Source organism: Shewanella sp. DAU305 (assembly GCF_026802235.1).
GTDB classification, from domain to species: Bacteria; Pseudomonadota; Gammaproteobacteria; order Enterobacterales; family Shewanellaceae; genus Shewanella; species Shewanella baltica.
The window spans coordinates 339,174-362,823 of sequence record NZ_CP113808.1; the positions used below are offsets into that span (position 1 = coordinate 339,174).

Annotated in this window: 19 protein-coding genes; 8 read left to right on the plus strand and 11 right to left on the minus strand. The window is 47.0% G+C overall.

The window, feature by feature from the left end:
- Positions 1-67: 67 nt before the first annotated feature.
- Entirely contained in the window at positions 68-814 is a 747-nt protein-coding gene (locus tag OX890_RS01415) for a class I SAM-dependent methyltransferase (RefSeq protein WP_268649981.1), read from the minus strand.
- A 267-nt stretch (positions 815-1,081) separates the two neighbouring features.
- Between OX890_RS01415 and OX890_RS01420 the strand changes: the two genes are divergently transcribed.
- The gene (locus OX890_RS01420) at positions 1,082-3,346 is read left to right on the plus strand and encodes a bifunctional diguanylate cyclase/phosphodiesterase (RefSeq protein ID WP_268649982.1); all 2,265 of its coding nucleotides are present in this window, start codon (positions 1,082-1,084) and stop codon (positions 3,344-3,346) included.
- 92 nt (positions 3,347-3,438) lie between these two features.
- On the plus strand, positions 3,439-4,284 hold the full coding sequence (locus tag OX890_RS01425; protein WP_006079458.1) for a 23S rRNA (adenine(2030)-N(6))-methyltransferase RlmJ: 846 nt from the start codon (positions 3,439-3,441) through the stop codon (positions 4,282-4,284).
- A 68-nt stretch (positions 4,285-4,352) separates the two neighbouring features.
- Here OX890_RS01425 and OX890_RS01430 read toward each other — a convergent pair whose 3' ends face one another.
- The 3 genes from OX890_RS01430 to OX890_RS01440 are packed head-to-tail and all read right to left on the minus strand — an operon-like array spanning position 4,353 to position 6,761.
- On the minus strand, positions 4,353-5,108 hold the full coding sequence (locus tag OX890_RS01430) for a lytic transglycosylase domain-containing protein (RefSeq protein ID WP_063882133.1): 756 nt from the start codon (positions 5,106-5,108) through the stop codon (positions 4,353-4,355).
- Complete coding sequence (locus OX890_RS01435; RefSeq protein WP_268649983.1) at positions 5,108-6,145, minus strand: DUF3137 domain-containing protein; 1,038 nt, start codon at positions 6,143-6,145, stop codon at positions 5,108-5,110. Before OX890_RS01435 ends, OX890_RS01430 begins: the two co-directional genes overlap by 1 nt.
- A gap of 49 nt (positions 6,146-6,194) precedes the next feature.
- A complete protein-coding gene (locus OX890_RS01440; protein ID WP_006079455.1) occupies positions 6,195-6,761 on the minus strand; it encodes a LemA family protein in 567 nt (188 codons plus the stop codon).
- A gap of 571 nt (positions 6,762-7,332) precedes the next feature.
- Here OX890_RS01440 and OX890_RS01445 point away from each other — a divergent pair.
- Positions 7,333-8,955, plus strand: a complete 1,623-nt coding sequence (locus OX890_RS01445; RefSeq protein ID WP_012588902.1) for an AbgT family transporter — start codon at positions 7,333-7,335, stop codon at positions 8,953-8,955.
- A gap of 74 nt (positions 8,956-9,029) precedes the next feature.
- On the opposite strand, the gene OX890_RS01450 is transcribed toward OX890_RS01445, so the two are convergent.
- From OX890_RS01450 to OX890_RS01465, 4 genes are all read right to left on the minus strand, one after another.
- Entirely contained in the window at positions 9,030-9,353 is a 324-nt protein-coding gene (locus OX890_RS01450) for a hypothetical protein (RefSeq protein ID WP_268649984.1), read from the minus strand.
- A gap of 37 nt (positions 9,354-9,390) precedes the next feature.
- Positions 9,391-9,654: a hypothetical protein gene (locus OX890_RS01455; protein ID WP_006079452.1), complete on the minus strand. Its 264-nt coding sequence runs from the start codon at positions 9,652-9,654 to the stop codon at positions 9,391-9,393.
- Between the two features lie 145 nt (positions 9,655-9,799).
- Positions 9,800-12,934, minus strand: a complete 3,135-nt coding sequence (locus OX890_RS01460) for an efflux RND transporter permease subunit (RefSeq protein WP_268649985.1) — start codon at positions 12,932-12,934, stop codon at positions 9,800-9,802.
- Between the two features lie 9 nt (positions 12,935-12,943).
- Positions 12,944-14,089, minus strand: a complete 1,146-nt coding sequence (locus OX890_RS01465; RefSeq protein WP_268649986.1) for an efflux RND transporter periplasmic adaptor subunit — start codon at positions 14,087-14,089, stop codon at positions 12,944-12,946.
- An 898-nt stretch (positions 14,090-14,987) separates the two neighbouring features.
- On the opposite strand from OX890_RS01465, the gene OX890_RS01470 reads away from it, so the two are divergent.
- Positions 14,988-15,734, plus strand: coding sequence for a TorF family putative porin (locus OX890_RS01470; protein WP_268649987.1), 747 nt, complete (start codon positions 14,988-14,990; stop codon positions 15,732-15,734).
- A gap of 133 nt (positions 15,735-15,867) precedes the next feature.
- On the opposite strand, the gene OX890_RS01475 is transcribed toward OX890_RS01470, so the two are convergent.
- Positions 15,868-16,557 carry a DNA-3-methyladenine glycosylase I gene (locus OX890_RS01475; RefSeq protein ID WP_259577588.1) on the minus strand — a complete coding sequence of 230 codons (690 nt, stop codon included), beginning with the start codon at positions 16,555-16,557 and terminating at the stop codon, positions 15,868-15,870.
- Between the two features lie 207 nt (positions 16,558-16,764).
- Between OX890_RS01475 and OX890_RS01480 the strand changes: the two genes are divergently transcribed.
- Positions 16,765-17,412, plus strand: a complete 648-nt coding sequence (locus OX890_RS01480; RefSeq protein ID WP_259562723.1) for a glutathione S-transferase family protein — start codon at positions 16,765-16,767, stop codon at positions 17,410-17,412.
- 25 nt (positions 17,413-17,437) lie between these two features.
- Here OX890_RS01480 and OX890_RS01485 read toward each other — a convergent pair whose 3' ends face one another.
- A complete protein-coding gene (locus tag OX890_RS01485; RefSeq protein WP_006079446.1) occupies positions 17,438-17,968 on the minus strand; it encodes a thioesterase family protein in 531 nt (176 codons plus the stop codon).
- A 184-nt stretch (positions 17,969-18,152) separates the two neighbouring features.
- The gene (gene prlC / locus OX890_RS01490) at positions 18,153-20,192 is read right to left on the minus strand and encodes an oligopeptidase A (RefSeq protein WP_268649988.1); all 2,040 of its coding nucleotides are present in this window, start codon (positions 20,190-20,192) and stop codon (positions 18,153-18,155) included.
- Positions 20,193-20,460: 268 nt separating this feature from the next.
- Between prlC and OX890_RS01495 the strand changes: the two genes are divergently transcribed.
- From OX890_RS01495 to gorA, 3 genes are all read left to right on the plus strand, one after another.
- A complete protein-coding gene (locus tag OX890_RS01495; protein WP_126493262.1) occupies positions 20,461-21,252 on the plus strand; it encodes a hypothetical protein in 792 nt (263 codons plus the stop codon).
- A 168-nt stretch (positions 21,253-21,420) separates the two neighbouring features.
- Positions 21,421-21,984 (plus strand): hypothetical protein, encoded by a 564-nt coding sequence (locus tag OX890_RS01500; RefSeq protein ID WP_107402971.1) that lies wholly within the window; start codon positions 21,421-21,423, stop codon positions 21,982-21,984.
- 179 nt (positions 21,985-22,163) lie between these two features.
- Positions 22,164-23,519 carry a glutathione-disulfide reductase gene (gorA, locus tag OX890_RS01505; protein WP_126493264.1) on the plus strand — a complete coding sequence of 452 codons (1,356 nt, stop codon included), beginning with the start codon at positions 22,164-22,166 and terminating at the stop codon, positions 23,517-23,519.
- Positions 23,520-23,650: the final 131 nt, after the last annotated feature.

Here is a 23,650-nt window from a genome sequence, read left to right on the forward strand (position 1 = left end):
CATGGTCATCATATTTAATGAGTACCTTGCTTGTTTGTCTGAGCAATCATGTAAATAGGCAGAGACCCTATTTCATCGCGGCTTTTACGTAGACATCGAAACGGTTTTTCTTAGTTTCGATAACCGTATTTGGCTTAAACCCATCCAAATCTTCGGCATAATCTGGGCGCTTAACGACGACACGTTTAGTTGCTAAGGCTAAAGCGGGGGCGAGTAGACCATCGGCGTCTAAATCGGCACCAACTAAGGATTGGAATACACGCATTTCCTTTTTAACAAGGGCCGATTTATCGCGGTGGGGATACATAGGGTCGAGGTACACCACATCTACTTCTTGTGCCAATTTCGATAGGGCTTCGAGGCTCGAACCATGGAACAGGCGCATACGTTCACGCATCCAATCGCCGATTTCAGCATCCTGATAGGCGCGGCGCAGGCCGTCTTCAAGCAATGCCGCAACCACAGGATGACGTTCAACCATAGTCACAGTGCAACCAAGGCTTGCAAGCACAAAGGCATCGCGCCCTAAACCCGCAGTGCCATCAACCACACTCGGTGTTACCCCTTGCTTTAATCCCACCGCTTTAGCAATGGATTGGCCGCGACCACCACCGAACTTACGTCTATGGGCGACGGCGCCAGTCACAAAGTCCACCACTATGCCATCGAGCTTAGGCTCATCACGTTTATGCAGTGATAAAGTATCTGATTCAAAACGCAATTCGAAGGTCGCATTCGCATCGTAGACGAGTTGCCAACGTGCACAAATATCCACAAGTGTTGGGTATTGCTGATTGAAAAAAATCGGGGTCACAGGCTGTCTTCTAACCAACGAAAATGATGGCCATTATGCCTAAAAATCTCGTTTATGAATATGCTAGTCAGCAAATCACATCACCAAACTCATCACTGTCTTAGTCAATTTGTCGCAGTGTCCCCTTAACGATTCAAACAGGCATCACATTGTAATCCACTGATTTATAAAGGTAGTAATCTATTTGTATAACAATTTAGTGATTTATGTTATATGTTATATCCCCCAGTCAACCTGCGTGACTTCCGTATGGGATAAGGACTCTTTTTGCTTCAATGGCTAAAAGGTTTTTTGTTTATTAGGGATCAAGACTTTTTAAATCCTGATAGAACAATATTAAAAACCAGCTTATTGCGGATTATTCTGCTCAGTGGCGCGATTTTGACCACTAGCATAGTGCTGCATAGCTCTTTAATTGCGTATGAGTTAAACCTAGCTTTTATTATCAGCATTACGGTCAGTTTTCTAACTGTGCTGTTTTTGGCTCTATGGTTTACCCGCAAATATTTACTCGCCAGTTCAATAAGCCTGCTGGCTATGGTCATTGCCGCCTGTATTTCTATACTCTTGTTTATCCCAGATTTTAACTTATCCCAGGCAGGGATTACCTTCTTATATACCCTTCCCTTAATGGCGCTTTTTCTATTTGGCAGAAAAGTAGCCGTTATTATGATGTTTTTTAATGTATTGCCTTTTTTACTGCTACTGCGTAACCAAAATATTCCCCCGATTATTGATATTGATATCAGTCTGCCTGCGACCCACGCTTATCTGAATGGTTTACTGTTTGTCTTTTTTAATATCTGTATTCCCTTGTCAGCAATGCGCCTGCTAAAAACCCAGAAAGTCCATGCGCAGCAAATGATCCAGCATCAAAATGCTCTGCAGCGTACCTTAGATCAATATGCTGAAATCTTTGAAAATAATGGCACCGCTTCCTTCTTCTGTAATGAGGACGGCGTGATTCTCAACCTGAATAATGCGGCCAAAGAAATCGCCGGAGAGGTCACACTAAACCGCACTCGCCTATGTGACATTTTTGAACTTACCGAAGATACCAGCACAAATTTACTGGCGGCCGCGTTTCCGACCCATTTAAAGAACAACAACGGCACTAAATATCTGCTGCAGAAAGCCTCATTAGAGCACCATGACACTTTGTTGTTTCACTGCCACGATGTCACAGAACAGGCCAACCATGCGATTGAACTAAGCCGACTTAAAAAGCACCATATCAGCACACATTTCTATGATTTAGTGACCGGATTACCCAACGAGAATCACTGGTATAACCCAGCCCCAAGCACAATCCATTTGGATATGACAGTCGCCTTAGTCAAAATTGATAATCTGAGTCAAATCAATGCCGCCTTCGGTATCAGCGTCGGGGATGCCATCCTAAAAGCCTTTGCGACCGAACTCAAAAATCGCTTTGGGCATCACGCAAAAATATACCGGTTTAGGGGAGCCTCGTTTGCGCTTGAGTTTACCAGCCTGCCGCTGATCTCCCCCGAAAACCTCGCGCTACAATTACGCGAGCGTATTCCAACAAACCTGCAGCTTAAACATGAACAACAGATTGAATATCATCTCGAGTGCCGAGTCGGTTGCAGTTCGGGTAATAAAGCTTCACCGCAGCAAGCCGCAGAGCAATGTTTAATTGCCATTAAGCAAACCACCCAAGCTAGCCCAGTCATGGTGTATTACATTGGTTTGATTAATAATCTTCTCGAAGCCTCATCGCAGAAAGCCAAAATTCGCGACGCATTGAAACACAATCGTCTGGAAATGTGGCTACAGCCTAAAGTAAGGGCAGATGGCCACATTATTAGCTTTGAAGCGCTGGCAAGAATGTTCGATGAAGACGGCACTATGATTATGCCGAACACGTTTATTCCCATCATAGAGTCATCCCAATTACAGGCGATTTTTGCGATAAAAGTCTTCAGGCAATTACTACAACTGATCCGTTCTTGGCCGAAAAACGTGCCTCTGGTCAGGATTGCCTTCAACTTATCTGGGCAAGATATTTTGTCGGATCGCTTCTTTAAGGTGTTGATCCAAACCTATATGAATCACCCCGAACTCATCCCATTATTAGAAATTGAGATTACTGAAACCTCAGTATTTTCAACCCATAAAGAAACGGGCCGACGCCTAAACACCTTAGCTCGTATGGGAGTGTCTATCGCCATTGACGATTTTGGTACTGGCCATGCGTCATTAAGCCAACTCATTGATATCAGTGCCGACACGATAAAAATCGACCGCTGCTTTGTCAGTCAAATGGGCATTAGTGAACGCCATACCCAAATTGTCAACGCCGCCATCCTGTTAGCCAAGAGCTTAAAACTCAACGTCATTGCCGAAGGTATCGAAACCGAAGCCCAGTTATTGCAACTCACGGCGTTAGGATGTGAACAATTTCAAGGCTATCTATTCGGTAAACCCGCACCCGCGAATCTATGGCTGAAAACCTTTCAAATGCAAACACCCACACACTGGTTCGCCAATAAAAAGAGCGCCAACTAAGGCATTAAATTTACGCCTACAAGCATCGCAGGTATAATTGGCGTCAGGCATTTGCCTCTCTTTGCTTTGTTTGCAAATTACTAGGATCCCCCATGTTAAGTTACCGCCATGGTTATCACGCTGGCAATTATGCCGATGTGTTGAAACACGCCATCTTGCTTCAAACCTTGCAGCTGATGCACAAGAAAGACAAACCACTCGTGTATATCGATACCCATGCGGGTGCGGGTGGTTATGCTTTAAGCGATGAATTTGCACAAAAAACCGGTGAATACCTCGAAGGTGTAGCTAAGCTTTGGGATAAAACTGATCTGCCGCAATCGCTGCAGGACTATGTCGCCGCCGTGCGTCATTTTAATGAAGAAAATCCTGACGAACTCAACTTCTACCCAGGTTCGCCTGCCATTATAGACATGGAATTGGGGCCTAAAGATCGCATGGTGCTGCACGAGCTGCACAGCACTGATTATGTGTTGCTGGACGATTATTTCTGCGAAGACAGGCAAGTAAAAGTGATCAAAGGTGATGGCTTAAAAGGCCTTATCGCCGCAGTGCCACCCTTAGAGCGCCGCGCTCTGGTGCTCGTCGATCCTAGCTACGAGATGAAAACCGACTATCAAGATGTAGCCGAAACCCTGATCAAAGCGCATAAACGTTTTGCTACAGGCGTGTTTATGCTTTGGTATCCCGTGGTAAATCGCGCTCAGACCGAAGGCATGTTATCGCGCCTCGCCAGCAGTGGTATTAAACGTCAGCTGAGAATTGAGCAGGCGATTAAACCCGATTCGGATGAGTTTGGCATGACAGCGGCAGGGTTATGGATCATCAATCCGCCTTGGCAGTTAGATGAAATCGCAACCGAATTAATGGATTACTTAGGTAAGACGCTCGGACAAGCGGACGGTAACATCACAGTAAAATGGGAAGTCGGCGAATAATCTTCTACTCAAATGGCGGCGATGATCTCAGGTTTTCGCCGCTTAATTTAAGCTCACAAAGCCTACAGCTAAACGCCCTTCTGCTCGCGATATCGCTTCAATAGAATTTTAACACGCTCAACATAGGCTTGGGTTTCAGGATAGGGCGGAATGCCATTGTACTGCACCACAGTTGTTGGCCCCGCATTGTAGGCCGCGCAGGCCAAGGCCACATCCCCGTTAAACTGTTTTAGCATTTGCGCCAGATACTTACTGCCACCTAAGATATTTTCTTCGGGTAAAAACGCGTTTGCTACACCCATTTCTTTAGCCGTTTCAGGCATTAATTGCATCAATCCCATCGCGCCAGTACGCGACAATGCACGCGCATTAAAGGCTGATTCTGCGTGGATCACGGCGCGGATCAAGGCGGGGTCAAGTTGATGTTTATGGGCAGCACGGGTGATCAGGGCATCGTAATTGGCGGTAAATAAACGGATACCATTCCAATCTATGGTCGAGTCGGGGCGACAGGCGAAACAGTCATACAACAGAATTTGATACGGGTTATTGGCAGGGGCTTTATCGGTAAATACAGTGACGCCATTGGCTTGTTGGTATTGATAAATCTTGAGTTTTTCTAAGCCTTCACGGCTGACTATGCCGCTCTCTGAATATCTGGCAACGATACGCGGCTTAGGTTTTACGCTTGCCTCCTCCGCTTTTACACTCATCATCAGACTCGATATCAGCCATAAACACAGACCCAACACGACAAGGCTGCGAGGCGATAAAAAGGCCGCTGCCATTTGTGTACGAGTCGGTGCTGAGCGAGTGAGCAACATCAAAGTCCCGTGTGCTGATTAAGTTTAAGTACTTCAATAATAGCAAAGAGTTGCTTCATCTCTCGGTTTATCTGACTAAATTCTGCTGAAAAGGTCGCGCCATTAAAAATGGACTGCATTTGAAAACGCGTTCTGCGATTTGGCAGGAACATAATCAACTTGTTGCGAAAGAAAGCGCATTGAATATTTCCACCAAAATGCTTGGCTAGTTCCTGTAAGCGCTCCATAAATGCCGTATTGAGCAAATAGCGAGACTCTACTTGATCCGTTGAAAACACATCAAACTCTTTTTCGAATTGCGGATCTTCAAGTTTCACTCGCACCAGTCCAGCATGGCTGTCGGACAGGAAATTCGCTAAACCACCGCGATCCCTCAGCACCACAGTGTGGCCGATAAACGCTTTATGGCTACTCAGCTCAACCACTAAGCCACTAAACTGGGTTTCGGTGCGGGTAACGGTTCTGCGCCTATTGGTGCTGGCATCCAGCTCTTCGGCTTGCACATTCTTGGTCAAGGTGAGTTCATTTACAGTTAGCTCAACGCCTTTATAGCGGCCTTGAATATAGTCACCGAAACTGACTTTATCGTATTGCGGTAATACTTTAGCCGCAACGAGTCGATTCATATCGAGGCGCATTTCGCGGCTATAAACAAAATCATCACCGAAATATTTAAACATCAATGGATAAATATCCCGTTGAACCAGATGTTTAAAATCTCGAGTCGGCGCAAAGCTCCACCAGCTCAACCCAACTAAGGCAAGCAAGGGTAAGGGTGGGAAATAAGCAACGCCGCTGTAATAGCCAATCACAGTGAGTAAGGTCAGCCCAAGTACTATCATCAAACTCAAATATAAACGTTTACGCGCCGCCTTAAGACAGGCCACGCGCTTAGTTTCATATTTACGACTAATGGGGGCTAGGTGTTCTTCGTAATACGCTTCGAGTTGAGGAAGTTCATCCAAATCCGCAGACAAACCAACATGACCCCGATAAGTCCGAATCGGGCTACCTAAAATAAAGGTGAGAATATTCATATTGATATCATAGTATTGCAGGGTGAACACTCACCCTGCGCAACTAAGCTTACAAGTATTCGGCCGCATCTACGGGCGCTTTTGCCGCTTCGCTCACCTCATAGAATGGCATCACTTTAATACTCGCCATAGAAGCGATAATCGAGCCTGGGAAGATTTCAACCGCAGTATTAAGCTCTGACACTGCCGAGTTATAGAAACGCCTCGCAGCGGAGATATGCGCTTCGACCTCGTTATAGGTCTGCATCGCCTGCAACATAGTGTTGTCGGACTTGAGCTCGGGATAGTTCTCCACATTCACCATTAAGGCACCCATTTTGTCGTTCAACCGCTCAGCTTGAACTAAATGTTCTTTAACGGCACTCGGATCGGCCTTGTTGTAATTATGGCTGAGCTGAGTACGTAATTCGGTGATTTCAGTGAGCAGCGACTTTTCATGATCCATAAATCGTTTGGCGATTTTTAGAATATTAGGCACAAGATCGGCACGTTTGGTTAGCTGTACATCGATACCCGACAGGGCCTCTAGTGCAGTATTGCGCTTTTTGACTAGGCTGACGTACCAAAGATAGGTAACGATAAAAATCAGCGTTAATCCCAATAACAATTTTTCCATCTTCCATCCTTAGGTTTCTTATTCTTGTTAACAGGATACAGCTAATCATAAATGAGTGGAAATTTCACCTATGGCACAGGTTAAGGCGATTAAATTATTCGCTGGTCAGAGCTGGCAATGGTAAAAGTGGCTATCCGGAGCTTCAACCACCAGCAAAACTCGCCTCTTTAGGCGGTAAACTGTGATCCGGCACATTAAAAAGCGCAATTAAAATATAAATTTAACGATCTTCAGCTCCGATACAGCAAACAAGGTCTATAGTGTATTGGCACAACATTAGAGCATCCAATTTTGCTCGTGAATACTGGACTCCTCGAGAGTCCATTTTTTTATCCCCATTTTGCCCACATCACTTCCACGCCGCCAATCGCAACATTTAAGTTTCAATTAAAACTTAACAATCATACTTTCCGGCTAATTTTTTAACTTTTACCTTAGCTTTCCCCCAGAATACTTGCTGCCAGAGTCATCCCTCAGCCACCTTATCCAGAGTCGGCCGTCGGCAATGCCTCGCGTCTGTTCTAGGGTCAAAGATAGTGCGCTGCGCAAAGGTCGACATAAAGGAAGAACGATGAGTTTCAATTCCGGCGATATCCCCCCAAAAAAGGCCTCGGAGCCAGATCCACAACATGGCGATATCAGTGCCAGTGGTTGGTTTGTACGCTTTCTCAATATTGTTGAACGCTTAGGTAATCTTCTCCCCCACCCAATCACCCTATTCGCGCTGTTCTGTGTCGCTGTGGTCGTCATTTCAGGCATCGCAGGTTACTTTGGCCTGACCGTTGTTGACCCAAGACCCATTGGTTCCCACGGCCGCAGTGCAGACGGGTTAATCCATGTAGTAAGCCTAATGAACGCCGAAGGCTTGCGGATGATAGTCTCGCATCTGGTGACTAACTTTACTGGCTTTACGCCGCTTGGCACTGTGCTCGTCGCACTGCTCGGCGTCGGAATTGCAGAACGTTCCGGCTTATTATCCGCCGCTATGCGCGCCTTAGTCATGGGCGCCTCAAAGCGATTGGTTACTGTGACCATAGTCTTTGCCGGCATTATGTCCAACACGGCCGCCGAGCTTGGCTATGTGGTGCTTATCCCTATGGCGGCGATGATTTTCCACTCTCTTGGTCGCCATCCACTGGCGGGTTTAGCGGCCGCCTTTGCAGGGGTTTCAGGAGGCTATAGCGCTAACTTGTTACTAGGTACTGTCGATCCCTTATTATCGGGCATAACCGAAGCTGCGGCGCGCATGATAGATCCTGAGTACAACGTCGGCCCAGAAGTGAACTGGTACTTCATGTTTGTCTCCACCTTTGTGATCACTTTCCTTGGTGCCTTTGTCACCGAGAAAATCGTCGAGCCTAAGTTAGGCAAATACCAAGGTGATGATGCGGATGAAACCGTACTGCAATCGATGGAGAGCGTTAGTGAGATTGAAAAGCGTGGCTTAAAATGGGCGGGGTTATCTATGTTAGTGCTCGCCGTTATCCTAGCGCTTTCAGTCGTCCCCGAAGGTGCGCCGCTGCGTCATCCAGAAACTGGCCTTATCTCAGGTTCGCCCTTCCTTAAGGGTATAGTCGCCTTCATCTTTATTTGTTTTGCCATACCGGGCTTTATTTACGGCAAAATAGTGGGCAGCATCAAAAATGATAAAGATGTCATCAATGCCATGTCCCACAGCATGAGCACTATGGGCATGTATATCGTCCTCGTCTTCTTCGCCGCGCAGTTTGTCGCCTTCTTTAACTGGAGTAATTTAGGCGCGGTACTCGCAGTGTTAGGGGCCGATGGGCTGCAATCTATAGGCTTGACTGGCCCTATCGTGTTCCTGTTCTTTATTATGCTTTGCGGCTTTATCAACTTGATGCTCGGCAGCGCCTCGGCACAGTGGGCCATTACCGCCCCGATTTTCGTGCCTATGCTGATGCTGGTCGGTTATGCCCCCGAAACAATTCAAGCGGCATACCGTATTGGGGACTCAGTGACTAACTTAGTCACGCCTATGATGAGCTACTTTGGTTTGATATTAGCGGTCGCCTGTCGTTACCAGAAAAACCTCGGTATAGGCACGCTGATCGCCACTATGCTGCCGTACACCCTGGTGTTTTTCGTGGGTTGGACAGCATTCTTCTTCCTGTGGGTATTTGGCTTTGGTCTGCCCGTCGGGCCAGGCGCAGCGACTTACTACACGCCTTAACCTCAATAAAAAGGGCGTCGATGATGAAGTCGACACCCTTGCTTTATCGGGTTGAACCACTAAAACCCGTAGATTTAGTCGTATAACCATTCCATCAACATACTGCAAATGAGCAAAAACATACCTAGATTAAACACATAGGTCTGCAGTGTGGATTTTTCTGGCGTGTCCTTGGCTTGCGACGCTATTTGGCTCACTGACATAAAAAATAACTGCGGGGTTAACCCCATGCCGACAAATAACACGGCAGCACCGACGCAGCGGGTTAACTCGGGCACAGCAAGCGCCGGCAAGTAAAACGCATATACACCATAGGCCAAAAACGCCAGCGCTATGCTATAGCATATCATTCCCACGATAAGTTGCTTAGTTGCAAGATTACCCCACGAAAACACCATGTCACCCCTACACTCAGCTTAACCAGAACTATTGATGCTATTGGGCGCGCAGTTTATCTCGCTTACGATGAATCTGCACCCACGTAAACCAACCAAATAAAATGCCGCTAATGGGATAAATATAGAGCGCTCTTTGCAGTTCCGCCCAGAATGGATCGCCCAAGATAAAATAATGGATTAAGGCGACCATGAGGGACACCAACATACCCCAGAAAAATACGCCAAAGACTAAAATGACGTACATCTTCCCCTTAGCAAGTAGTGCATCTAGTTTTTGCAATTGCAATGCTGCATCATCCATGTTTCGTCCTCTTAACGGCCTAAGCGCAATATGCCAGAACTCGCGCACAGTGCCTATCCATCTTTATAACTAACAGCATTAAATCGCAAAATTAAATAACAAAAAGCCCCGCAATTGCAGGGCTTTAGTTTAGAAACGACTGAGCTTATTCAGCTGAGCTTGGCTTCTCTTCTTTACCTTTCTTCTCACGCTTACTGAAGATACGCTCCACTATCACGAAGAATAATGGTACGAAGAAGATACCTAGGAAAGTCGAGCTCATCATACCGCCAAGTACCGCAGTACCGATGGCGTTTTGGCTACCAGAACCCACACCCGAGCTAATGGCTAATGGCACAACACCTAAACCAAAGGCAAGAGACGTCATCAGAATAGGACGCAAACGTACACGTACAGCATGCAAGGTCGCCTCGACTAAGCCCGAACCTTTCTCATAGAACTCTTTCGCGAATTCCACAATCAAGATGGCATTCTTGGTTGCTAAGCCCACTGTGGTTAACAGCCCCACTTGGAAGAACACGTCGTTTGGCAAGCCGCGACCGTTCATTGCAACTAAGGCACCGATGATCCCGAGTGGCACCACAAGCACAACAGCAAACGGCACAGACCAGCTCTCATAGAGTGCAGCCAGTACGAGGAACACCACTAAGATCGACAGTGCATACAGCGCAGGCGCTTGGTTACCCGATAAACGCTCTTCGTACGATAAGCCGTTCCACTCGACACCAAAACCAGGAGGAAGCTGCTTAGCAAGGTCTTCCATGATTTCCATCGCCGCACCGGTACTGAACCCAGGAGCCGTAGCACCCTGAATGTTCATCGACGGTAAGCCGTTAAAGCGCTCTAGACGTGGTGAACCGAATTCCCATGTACCCGTCGCAAAGGCAGAGAATGGCACCATGTCACCCTTGTTGTTTCGCACGTACCAAGAGTCTAAGTCTCCTGGTTGCATACGATACTGGGCATCACCTTGCACATACACTTTCTTTACGCGGCCGCGGTCAATAAAGTCATTCACATAAGAACCACCCCAAGCAGTGGCAAGCACACTGTTCACATTAGTGATTTCAATGCCTAACGCGCTTAACTTAGCGTGATCTACATGTAATTGATAAATCGGCGCATCTTCTTGACCGTTAGGACGCACGCCCACCAGATTTGGATTCTGTGCCGCCATGCCCAGCAGTTGGTTACGTGCCGCCACTAACTTCTCGTGACCTTGGCCGTTCTTATCCTGCAAGTACATGTCGAAACCGTTAGCCGTACCCAACTCGATAACCGCAGGCGGTACGAAGGCAAAGACTAAGGCATCTTTCATCTGGCCGAACACACCCATGGCACGACCCGCAATAGACTTAACGTCCATGCCAGGCGCTTCACGCTCAGACCAATCCTTCAAGCCAACGAAGGCGATACCCATGTTTTGCCCTTGACCCGCAAAACTGAAGCCCGCCACGCTAAATACCGATCTCACGCCTTCTTCAGCCATAAAGTGATCAGAAACTTTCTCCAATACTTTTAGGGTGCTTTCTTGGGTTGAGTTAGTCGGCAAAATAGCTTGGGTAAACAAAATACCTTGGTCTTCGTCTGGCAAGAAGGCGGTAGGCATACGGATGAAGATCCAACCCACTGCAATAACCAGCACAACGTAAATCGTCATGACTCTGAAGCTGCGCTTGATGATACCAGCCACGCTCGACTCATAACGGTTAGTCAGCTTGTCGAAAGTACGGTTAAACCAACCGAAGAAGCCTGTTTCTATGTGACCATGGCCCTTCTTGACTGGCTTGAGCATAGTCGCACACAGTGCTGGCGTTAAAATCAACGCCACCAGTACAGACAGCGCCATCGCAGAGACGATAGTGATCGAGAACTGACGGTAGATCACACCCGTTGAACCTGACATAAATGCCATAGGTACAAACACAGCGGATAGGGTCAGACCAATACCGACTAAGGCACCGGTAATTTGGTCCATCGACTTACGCGTCGCTTCGAGTGGACTTAAGCCCTCTTCGGACATCACCCGCTCGACGTTTTCCACCACCACAATCGCATCGTCCACCAGCAAACCGATGGCGAGCACCATAGCGAACATGGTTAGGGTGTTAATCGAGAAACCCGCCATGGATAGAATCGCAAAGGTACCCAGCAATACCACAGGTACCGCAATAGTCGGGATCAAGGTAGCACGGAAGTTTTGCAGGAAGAGGTACATGATAACGAACACAAGTACGATCGCTTCAAGCAAGGTATGCACCACACCTTCGATAGATTGCTCTACGAAAGGTGTTGTATCGTATGGATAAACCACTTCTAACCCCTGCGGGAAGAAAGGCTTCATTTCAGCAATTTTTTCACGAACCGCTGATGCGGTATCCAGCGCGTTAGCACCCGTTGCCAGTTTAATCGCTAACCCTGTTGCAGGTTGACCATTATACAGTGACACCACGGCATAACTTTCAGAACCTAACTCAACTCGCGCCACATCACCGAGGAAGACATTTGCACCTGAAATATCCGATTTAAGGATAATCTTGCGAAACTCTTCCGCCGTTTGTAAGCGGCTTTGAGCCGATACGGTCGCGTTCAGCTCTTGGCCAGCCACAGATGGCGCGCCACCTAACTGTCCAGCGGAGACTTGAGCGTTTTGAGAACGAATCGCCGCAATAACATCTAAGCTGGTTAAGCTGTATTGAGTCAACTTCAACGGATCTAGCCATATACGCATTGCATATTGGGCACCGAACAGCTGAATTTCACCTACGCCCGGAACACGGCTCATAGGATCTTGAATGTTAGCACCAACGTAGTCGGCAATATCGCCTTTATCTAACGAACCGTCGGTCGATACGAAGCCTAATACCATTAAGAAGCCTGAACTCGACTTGTTAACGTTAACCCCTTGCGACTGCACTTCTTGCGGTAACAGGGTCATAGCGCCCTGTAACTTGTTCTGAACTTGAACCTGTGCAATATCCGGATCGGCTTCGGCGTTGAAGGTTAAGGTAATAGACGCATTACCAAAACTATCACTGGTTGAGGAGATATAACGGAGGTTATCAATACCCGTCATACGTTGCTCAATCACCTGAGTCACAGAGTCTTCAACAATCTTAGCGGAAGCGCCAGGATAGTTAGCACTGATCACCACGGTCGGTGGTGCAATGTTAGGATATTGAGACACTGGCAGCGAGCGGAGCGAGAGGACCCCTGCCAGCATGATAATCAAGGCGATCACCCACGCAAATATGGGGCGATCAATAAAAAAACGTGCCATAGCTATGCCCTATTGTGCTTGCGTTTCAGAAATAACTTTGGTGGTTACTGGAGCGCCTGGACGAATTTTCTGTAATCCTTCCACAATTAATTTATCGCCCACAGCTAAACCAGAAGTGACTCGCCATTGGTTGTTAATCACTTCAGCGGTCGTTACAGTTTTCGATTCAACGACACCTTGGTCATTCACAACCATAGCCACTGCTTGACCCTTAGAGTTACGCGTGATGGCTTTTTGTGGAATTAAGATAGCCTGTGGATCAGTACCCGCATTCAACATAGCGCGAACATACATACCAGGTAACAAGATACCTTCAGGGTTAGGGAATTCAGCGCGCAGAATGACTGAACCAGTGTTTGGGTCCACACTCACTTCGGCGAACTGTAACTTACCTGGATGGCTGTATTGTGTGCCATCTTCGAGTAACAGCTGCACATCAGCATTTTCTGAAGCTTGTAGCTTACCTTGCTTCAACTTAGCTTTAAGACGTAACAACTGCGCACTCGATTGCGCGATATCCACATTGATAGGATCAAGTTGTTGAATCGTCGCCAGCGTTTGGCTTTGGTTCGCTGTCACTAACGCACCCGCAGTCACACTCGATTTACCGATACGACCAGAGATAGGCGCTAATACTTCAGTGTATTGCAGGTTGATTTTAGCGGTGTTAATCGCAGCTTCTGCCACGGTGACATTCGCTAATGCTTCTTTATATGCCGCTTCAGCTTCATCAAATTCTTGCTTACTGATGGCATTGGTTTTCACCAGTTGCTGATAACGTGCAGCCTTAGCTTTTGCTGAGGCTAAACCCGCATTGGCTCTGGCTAAATCGGCATTGGCACTCACTAACGCGGCTTTATAAGTTGCAGAGTCGATTTGATACAAGGATTCACCCTGTTTCACATTGCCACCTTCAACAAAACTACGCTTAGTGATAATACCGCTCACCTGTGGACGAACTTCGGCCTCGAGGAAAGCTTTACTGCGTCCTGGTAACTCCACCTGAATCACTTGTGGCTGGGCAACAATATTAAGGATTCCCACTTCCATACTACGTGGGCCAGCGCCCGCCTGAGCTTTCTCTTCTTGAGGGCTGCAAGCTGCCATCCATAACGCCACGCTTATAACTGAGGCAAGTTTAATTGTCTGCCGCATGAGAACTCCTTCAAATATTAACTGCCCACATACCAGTACACTTATTGCGCTGACACGAGCCGTAATTGTAACTAAAATCAAATCCGTTATTTATCTCATAGCCTATATGAATCAACAAGGAAGATAACGAAACTAAATTGTAAACTAATGAAAATTTTCACTCATTCGGCATTACTATATTCATCGAATTGTTATTCGATTTAAAAAGCCTGTTAACTTTGGGTAACATTGTTAGAGGGATATGCCGTAAAACACCCAATAAGCCTACTCCATATTGAATATGTTGCAAATCTGTTCATATTCTAAACTTGTCATAGGCCAAGGCCCACAGCTCAATGGCGTTAGCTTAACCGCCACTTGTTGCAATAATTTGTACATAGAGACAAAAACGCAGCGCTGTTGTTTTTACTCAGGCCACTCTCAGCATCAAGTCGCTCAAAACGACCTATCAAGACTGACAATACCGAAAGAGAGTAAACAAGGAATTGGCTTCAGACTGCCTGCGCGTAAAAAACATCATTTAGCGGATTAATGTGCAGTTTGTTACCTCAAACATATGGCCGAAATACGGCGCCAATGGTTTGAGTCAAACCCACAACAATAAAAGTAACCGTCTCAAATTATACTGAGCGGGTTATTTTAGTGGTTAGCCATAGGCGGAGCAAACCCGAAATCCAGTTTAATACCCCATTAAATGAAACTCAGACTCCCACAATTAACACTTCTTTAATGACGAATATTGCTTACAAAGCTAAAAATTCCTCGCTTAAAAACGCATTTTTTCATATTCATTCACATATTTTCGTGATTGGTTCATTCCAAGCATCACGGCTATTCACAAGTTATTTTTACGATAATGGTGCGCTAACAACTCCCAATAATTTGAAATAATTTTGAGATGATGATTATGAAGACACGCACTAAATTTCTGCTCAGTGGGGCGTTACTTTCCCTTGCTATGACTGCTCAAGCGGCCGATGACAACCAGCTCTTTGGCGGTACGATTAATGCCAATGTTAACTTTGCCTCCGATTATGTGTTCCGCGGTGAATCTGAAACCTTAGACGGCGATATCCCCGTAGTGCAAGGCACCTTAAGCTGGAATCACAATGAAGGTTGGTATGCTGGGGTATTTAGCTCCAACATTAAGTTTGCCGATCCTAATTTAGAGATCGTTACCGCGCCTTTTATCGGCAAAGCCGGTGAATTTGGCGACTCAGGATTTACCTATGATGTGATGCTGTTTTCATACCTCTACCCAGGTGCATCCTATTCAAACTACACAGAACTCTGGCTCAAAGTGGGCAAACAGTTTGGCCGCACCAATTTACAATTAGAAGTCACACCCACAGTCGATGACTGGTTTGGTGTCGATGGCTGGCACGGCGTGAACTACGCCTTGCACCCAAGCTACAACTTCGATAATGGCGTAAAAATCTCAGGCTCTGTCGGTTATCAAGACTTGAGCGGTGAAGGTGCCGAAGGTTGGGGACACTGGAACTTAGGTCTAAGCAAAGTATTCTACGGGTTGAATTTTGATGTCCGTTACCACGGCAGCACAGTGGATAACGACCACAAGGTCTATGGTACTCAGACTGAAATCTTCGATGACAGATTTGTCGTGGGCATCAGCAAAAGTTTTTAAGTGTAGTTAGTCGCGTTACCCGCTCATCCGCTGCTTCCCTGCGGCACTCCAGTGGCTTGATAAATAGAGCCTTGACCAGCCCCCGCGGCTGGTCTTTTTTATGTTGCGCTTACAAATGCTAAATCTAAATATCCTAAATTCGATTATCCCCTACGCTACAGGCCAAAATACGGCTGATGTCGGCCAAACAACGCCCTGATTCCTGTTGCCACTGATTAAATACAGCTTGTACTTGTTTAAGCGCTGTCTGCGACGTAAACCCCGCATCGACTAATTTGTGCGCTTTAAAATAGCCTTGCACATCATCGGTTAACAAAAAAGTATCTTTGCCAATACCCCGCAGAAAATAGGGACCCGTATTGCCGCCCAATCGAGTACCGCGTTTCTTCAACAACGCCCACAAACCAATAATATCCTGTGTCGGCCAAGCGGCGATCAGTTGCGCCAAACTGCCATGTTCGCGAGCAACATCGTGGATCATCAGAGCATTATCATAAATGGCTTGAGTCTTTTTAAGATGGCGAATCAAGGTCGCATCACTTGCCCGCGCTTGAATTTGCTCAGGCGATAACATTAATACTTTATGCGGTTCGAACCCAAAGAAAGACTTCTCATACTCGGGCCATTTGTTAACAACCACCCGCCATACAAAACCACTTTGAAACACCTGACGGCTCATCGCCGACAATAATTCAGCATCCCGATATTGGCGAATTTCATCATCAGACAGGCAACCAGACAATAATGCTTCGAGTCCAGCAGGTCCGCCTTTGCGCTCACTGGCTCTGGCATAAATAGATGAAAAACGCTCTAACTGGCTCATATTATTACCTTTAAAATGATTAAATCCCGACACTTTTAATATGTCGTTAATAATACCGATTTTTATCCTTGATGGATCATTTGGCTTTGCCGCTAAAAATTGTGTTTATCCCTGCATTTTTTAGAAAAACTCCTACAGCAAGCACCTTAATTACGACTAAAGTTAAGGCGTAAAGTCAGTAAAATTCAGGGTTTGGAGTTAGTGCCTATGGAGCTTTTTTATCACCCCTTATCTCGCTATTCACAAAAGGTGCTGATCGCACTTTATGAAAAGCAGGCCAATTTCTACCCCAGAATCATAGATCTGCGCGACCCTTTTTCACGCAAGGAATTTCACCAAACCTATCCGCAGGCAAGAGTTCCCCTGCTAAAAACCCACGATGAGCTGCTTGTTCCCGAATCCAGCATTATTATTGAATACTTAGATAGGCATTTTAATAACAGTACCCAGCTGCTGCCCCAAGAACCGCAACGCAACTTACAGGTGCGTTTGTTCGATCGCATCATAGACAATGATATTAATAACCCATTATTTCAATTAGAAAAGTTGATGCATACCGAGGACAGCAACGAGTTCGAAATCAAACAATTAGAGAAACAACTACTGGCACAATTTCAACGCTTAGACACGCAACTCACGCAACACCATTGGGTTTGTGGCGACAGTTTTACCTTAGCCGACTGCGCCCTAATCCCTTGTTTAAGTTATAGCTTTCAACACTTAAATCTATTGGATTTGGATGAAATCGTGCGCTATTGGCAACAGGCACAATTGCGCGGCGCTTGGATGTTAGTACAAGAAGAGGTGTTGCTGGCTGAAATGGAGGAAACGGCGGGAATAAGAGGCATACCTTAGCGGGGTAAGTCATGCCTCAACAAGATCACATATTGCGTTCTTTCTTCAACTGCAAAAACGCTTTCCACTTCACGACTTCGGGCGGCAACTCAGGTGCAGCATCGGTATAACCCGCCTCTTTCACTAACACATCTAGCGGCACTTGCTTACCTTTGCACACGAACACACCGCGCACATGCACAATACAATGTAAGCCTCGCTCGCTCACAAAGCGTTGTTCGATATAGAAATATTTCTCATCCCAGCCGACAACTTTGGTTTCAATTTCAAAGGTTTTTAGCGGCTTGATATCGCGAATATAGGTAAATTCGGCGGCGTTAACTATCGGCATCCACTTCAACTTTAAGAAACGTTTCAATAGACCCATCTCGGCCAACATATAAGTCCGCGCCAGATCCATAAACGCAGGATAGCGGGAGTTAGTCAGATGGAAATTGATATCGCAGTCGCTCGGTAAAGCACGATACGTGATACGGCTTGTCCCTAGAAAATCGATCTTACGACAATGGCGTGTGCGCCAAAATAACAACCAAAACAAACGAAAATACAGATTCATAACGAGTCGCCCTTGGAATAAGAGCCACAGGCTAACAGAGGTCATACCACAGGGCAAGCGGGATCTATGTCACAAAAAAGGCGTCAGATGACGCCTTTTTATCGTTTAGCAAAACTAAATGCTCAGAGAAAATCAGCCCGTTATAATGGGCAGATTTATCAAGGTGAACAATTGCTTATCTAGCTTATGCAGCAATGCCTGAATGCCTTAACAAGGCATCGATATTAGGCTCGCGTCCCATGAACTGTTTGAACAAGTCCATAGGTTCGGCTGAGCCACCCATTTCGAGGATATTGTGCAGGAAACGACGACCCGTTTCAGGGTTGAAAATCCCTTCCTCTTCGAAGCGGGAAAACGCATCCGCCGACAGCACTTCTGCCCATTTATAGCTGTAATAACCCGCAGCATATCCGCCCGCAAAAATGTGGGCAAAACCATGTTGGAAACGGTTAAAGTCTGGCGGCGTTAATACGGCTACCTGACGACGCACTTCGTCTAAGGTTTCTTGAATGCGCGCGCCTTTAGCGGGGTCGTATTCGTGGTGCATTCTAAAATCGAACAACGAGAACTCAAGTTGGCGCAGCATCATCATGCCAGATTGGAAGTTCTTCGCCGCCAGCATCTTATCTAACAAGGCTTTAGGTAATGGCTCACCCGTTTCGAAGTGGCCAGAAATTTCGGCCAAGGCTTCTTCCTGCCAGCACCAGTTTTCCATAAATTGGCTCGGTAACTCGACCGCATCCCAAGGCACACCATTGATACCCGACACGCCTGCAACATTGATTTTGGTCAGCATGTGGTGGATACCATGGCCAAACTCGTGGAACAGGGTCGTCACTTCATCGTGGGTGAATAGCGCAGGTTTGCCATCGACCGGTCCATTAAAGTTACAGGTCAAATAAGCCACTGGCTTTTGCAATCCATGGGCGGTTTGACGGCGAACACGGCAGTCATCCATCCAAGCACCGCCACGTTTACCTGTGCGGGCATATAAGTCGAGGTAAAAACTGCCTCTGTGTTCGTCAGTTTCGTCGAAAATATCGAAGAAACGCACGTCTTTATGCCAACGATCAAGGTCTTTTTGCTCAACGATTTTAAGGCCGAACAAACGCGATACTGTGTAGAACAAGCCCGAGAGCACTTTATCTTCAGGGAAGTACGGACGCAGGATTTCCTGTGAAATCTCATACTTATGCTGCTGCAACTTCTCGGCATAGAAACTTAAATCCCAAGATGCCATTTCGCTCACGCCATATTCCGTCTCGGCAAACGCTCTCAGCTCGGCCAATTCAGCTTTAGCCTGATCCTTTGAGCGCAGCGCTAGCTCGTTTAAAAATGCCATCACCTGCGCCGGGGTTTCAGCCATTTTGGTGGCGAGTGATTTGTCGGCAAAACTGTCAAAACCAAGTAACAATGCCAGTTCGTGGCGCAGTGCTAGGATTTCGTCCATCAGCGGGCTGTTATCAAACTCGCCAGCATTGGGGCCTTGATCCGAGGCGCGAGTAACGAAGGCGCGGTAACACTCTTCGCGAAGACTGCGGTTTTCGCTGTAAGTCATGACAGGTAAATAAGAAGGGAAATCTAAGGTAAACAACCAACCGTCTAACTCACGCGCATCGGCCATCGCCTTAGCGGCGGCTTTGGCAGACTCTGGCAGGCCAGCAAGCTCAGCCTCATCTGTGATCAACTTAGTCCAAGCTTGGGTCGCATCCAGTAATTGATTCGAAAAGCCACTGGTGAGTTCAGAAAGACGTTTTACCATTTCGCCATAACGCACTTTTTGCGCGTCATCTAAGCCAATACCCGATAGTTCAAAATCGCGCAGGCTGTGTTCAATCACCTTCTGCTGGGCTTGGCTTAATTGTGTAAATTCATTCGATGTACGCAGGGCTTTATAGGCTTGATACAAACCTTGGTGTTGACCAACATAGGTGCCGTATTCCGACAATAGCGGCAAACAAGCATCATGAGCAGCGCGCCATTCATCGGTGCTGGTCACTGAATTCATGTGAGAAACGGGCGACCAAATTTGGCTTAGCTCATCGTCAACCTGTTCTAGTGGCGCGACCAAGTTGTCCCAAGTGTAAGGACCTTGATTCTGCAGCACTTCATCAATCTTAGTGCGGCACTGAGCAATGGCATGCTCAACGGCGACTTGAATATGTTCCGGTTTAATCTGTGAAAAAAGCGGTAATTTTGCGCCGCTAAGCAAAGGGTTGCTCATATTGACTCCTCAACAATCTGTATCACTTATAGATAAGGGCTAACGGGCTATTTATCAAGGCGAGAAAACCGATTGCCCCCTTCGAACGCCTTGCTAACGCTATTTCTGCTTAAAAAAAGTGAACTCGTTCGCATTTAGCATTTACGCTTAATGTACCTAAGCATTATTGTCGGCTTGATCGCAAATCGAATCAATTCGCATTAACACTTACCTGTGGGAAAGGTATTCTCGCCCTAACAAACGCATTTCTACCTAAATCAGCAAAAATATGGCAACACACTCAGTAAAACTGATGGCGAGCATCCTCTGCACTTTAGGCATCAACGGCCTTAGCTACAACGCATTCGCCAATGAGAGCCTAGAAAGCATCGAGAGCATTTCAAGCGCCGGATTGTCCAGCCAGAATAGCCAAGCCTTAGCAGTAACACTGGATTTAGGTTGGGACAGTCAATACGTCTCACAGGGTCGTAATAATCTGCAAGATGGCGGCATCTATTGGCTGAATACCGCAGTCCAGCAAGACAATATCACCGCCTACGCTTTAGTTGGCCGCGGCGATAGCCAAGCCTACACTGAGTGGAATATCGGCCTTGAATATGGGTTCGATGTGGCCGAAAACCTAGAGGCTAATGTGGGTTATCAACGCATTGAAGGCTACAGCAATACCCGTTGCCACGATAACGAGCTATTTGCCGAACTCGCTTACACCGCTGAACCTTGGCTAGTACCATCGGCAAGTTATGTCTATTCCACCGAGGCGGCGGGTTACTTTGTTGAAGTGAGTTTACACAGTTATTGGCATGTCACAGATCAGCTCATCCTCACGCCATACATCACTCAAGGGTTTGATTTTAAATACCGCACAGAAGAACACGATGGCCGCAATAACTTGCAGTTTGGCCTCGAAGCCAGTTATCAGCTGTCATCTTGGATGAGTATCGATGGCCACATCAGCTACAGCATTGCCCAAGGTGATATTGAGCAAGAAGCGACGGCGAATGGCGATATGAGTTCGCAAGATGAGACCTATGCCGGCATCCACTTTGCGATGACGTTTTAACTCCATTCTTAGCGCCGTGGTTTTTAGCTCAGTGTTTTGTAGCGCCGTATTACAACCTTCCTCTGTCAATTTATCCCGCTCCATTTGGCAAAATAACACTCACTAACTACACTCAAAACGTCGACGGAACGACTCACCATTCATATCGATTTTACCGAGGAACAGGGAATGTTAGCCCAGCATTTTTATCTCATCCGCACCGCCGTTATTGCCTTACTTCTGCTTTTTCTCCCAGTCATATACTCGGCTGACGCACGGCAATTACTTGAACTTGAGCCTGAATCTGAACCGAGTCTAGAGTCCTTATCGCAATCGACACAAACCGCGCCTTTGCCCCTAGGCACCTTGCTCGACAGTGAGGGCAAACCGATTAATCTGCCTGACCAAGAGCAAAGCAGCCTCGAGTATTCGGCTCCCACTCTCACGCCAACCGAGCCATCCAAAACCACTAAATCAACTAAAGCCACGCAATCGACCAAAGCCGCTAAGAGTAAAAAACTCAGTCGCAAGCAACAACTTGCCAGCCGTGAACACGTAGCCAATGATCCCAACTGCCGCTGGCTCGATAAACGTATGGATCAGTTAGAAGCGCAACTCGGCGGCAAACAAGATAATGCCGCTACGCATCAAGCCGACGAACTCAGCGCCCGCCAAAAGGAATGGCAATGTTTGAAATGTGGCGCAGAAGGTCCCGCTCAAAACGATCACTCTAATTGCCAATATCGCCGCTAGACGGCGACCCGATGAACAGCTGATGCCCAGTTCGGGTAAGTGTAAAGTTCAGGATCTTTTTCAGTCAAAGTACGGTCTTATGCGTTAGTCATGCAATGGGCTGGTCTGTTATCGCAAACACCCCTACAATGACCTTCTGCTGTAAAGCATCTCATCCTTGAAGTAAGACGGAGAAACTCATGGCTCAACATTTTGACTATATCTGCCTAGGCGCAGGCAGCGGCGGTATCGCCTCAGCAAACCGAGCAGCAATGCGTGGCGCTAAGGTTCTACTCATCGAAGCCAAACACGTAGGTGGCACCTGTGTAAACGTAGGCTGTGTGCCGAAAAAAGTCATGTGGTATGGCGCCCATGTTGCCGAAGCGATGAACCTTTACGCCAAAGATTATGGTTTCGACGTCACTGTTAATAAATTCGATTGGAATACCTTGGTCGAGAACCGCGAAGCCTACATTGGCCGCATTCATGATGCCTACGGCCGTGGTTTTGCCAACAACAAAGTGACGCTATTAAATGGCTACGGCCGTTTTGTCGATGGCAACACTATTGAAGTGGACGGCGAACATTACACCGCCGATAACATCCTTATCGCCACTGGCGGCGCGCCGACTATTCCGGACATTCCTGGTGCCGAGCATGGTATCGACTCCGATGGTTTCTTCGCCCTGCGTGAGCAACCAAAACGCGTTGCCGTTGTGGGCGCGGGCTATATCGCCGTTGAAGTCGCTGGCGTGTTACACGCTCTGGGCAGTGAAACTCACTTATTAGTGCGTAAACATGCGCCGCTGCGTAACTTTGACCCCATCTTAGTCGACGCCCTCGTTGAGGCCATGGCGACCGAAGGCCCTACATTGCACACCCATAGCGTACCAAAAGCTGTGGTTAAAAATTCCGATGACAGCCTAACACTGAGCTTAGAAAACGGTGAAAGCATCACTGTTGATTGCCTAATTTGGGCAATTGGCCGTTCACCTGCGACGGGCAATATCGGCTTAGAAAACACCGAAGTGCAATTAGATAGCAAAGGCTATGTCATCACTGACGAGCAGCAAAATACGACTCACAAAGGAATTTACTGTGTCGGCGACATTATGGCGGGCGGCGTAGAGCTCACCCCAGTTGCGGTTAAAGCGGGCCGTTTGTTATCCGAGCGTTTATTTAACGGCATGACAGATGCCAAAATGGATTACAGCCTGATCCCAACGGTCGTGTTCAGCCATCCACCCATTGGCACTATGGGCTTGACCGAACCAGAAGCCCGTACTCAATACGGCGATGATAACGTCAAAGTGTATACCTCGACGTTTACCTCAATGTACACCGCCGTTACGGCCCATCGCCAAGCCTGTAAGATGAAGTTAGTCTGCGCTGGCAAGGACGAAAAAGTCGTCGGTATTCATGGTATTGGTTTTGGTATGGACGAAATCCTTCAAGGTTTCGGCGTCGCCATGAAAATGGGCGCAACTAAGGCCGACTTTGATGCGGTTGTTGCTATCCACCCAACGGGCGCTGAAGAATTCGTTACCATGAGGTAAAAGCGATTTTCGCTTTGATTTCATCATATTTAGGGCCAGCTAATGCTGGCCCTAATTGATCACAGATAGCATAAAATCATTAACTCGCACGCGACTTTCCTATAATCTCGACTGAGTACTTTGCATTTTAA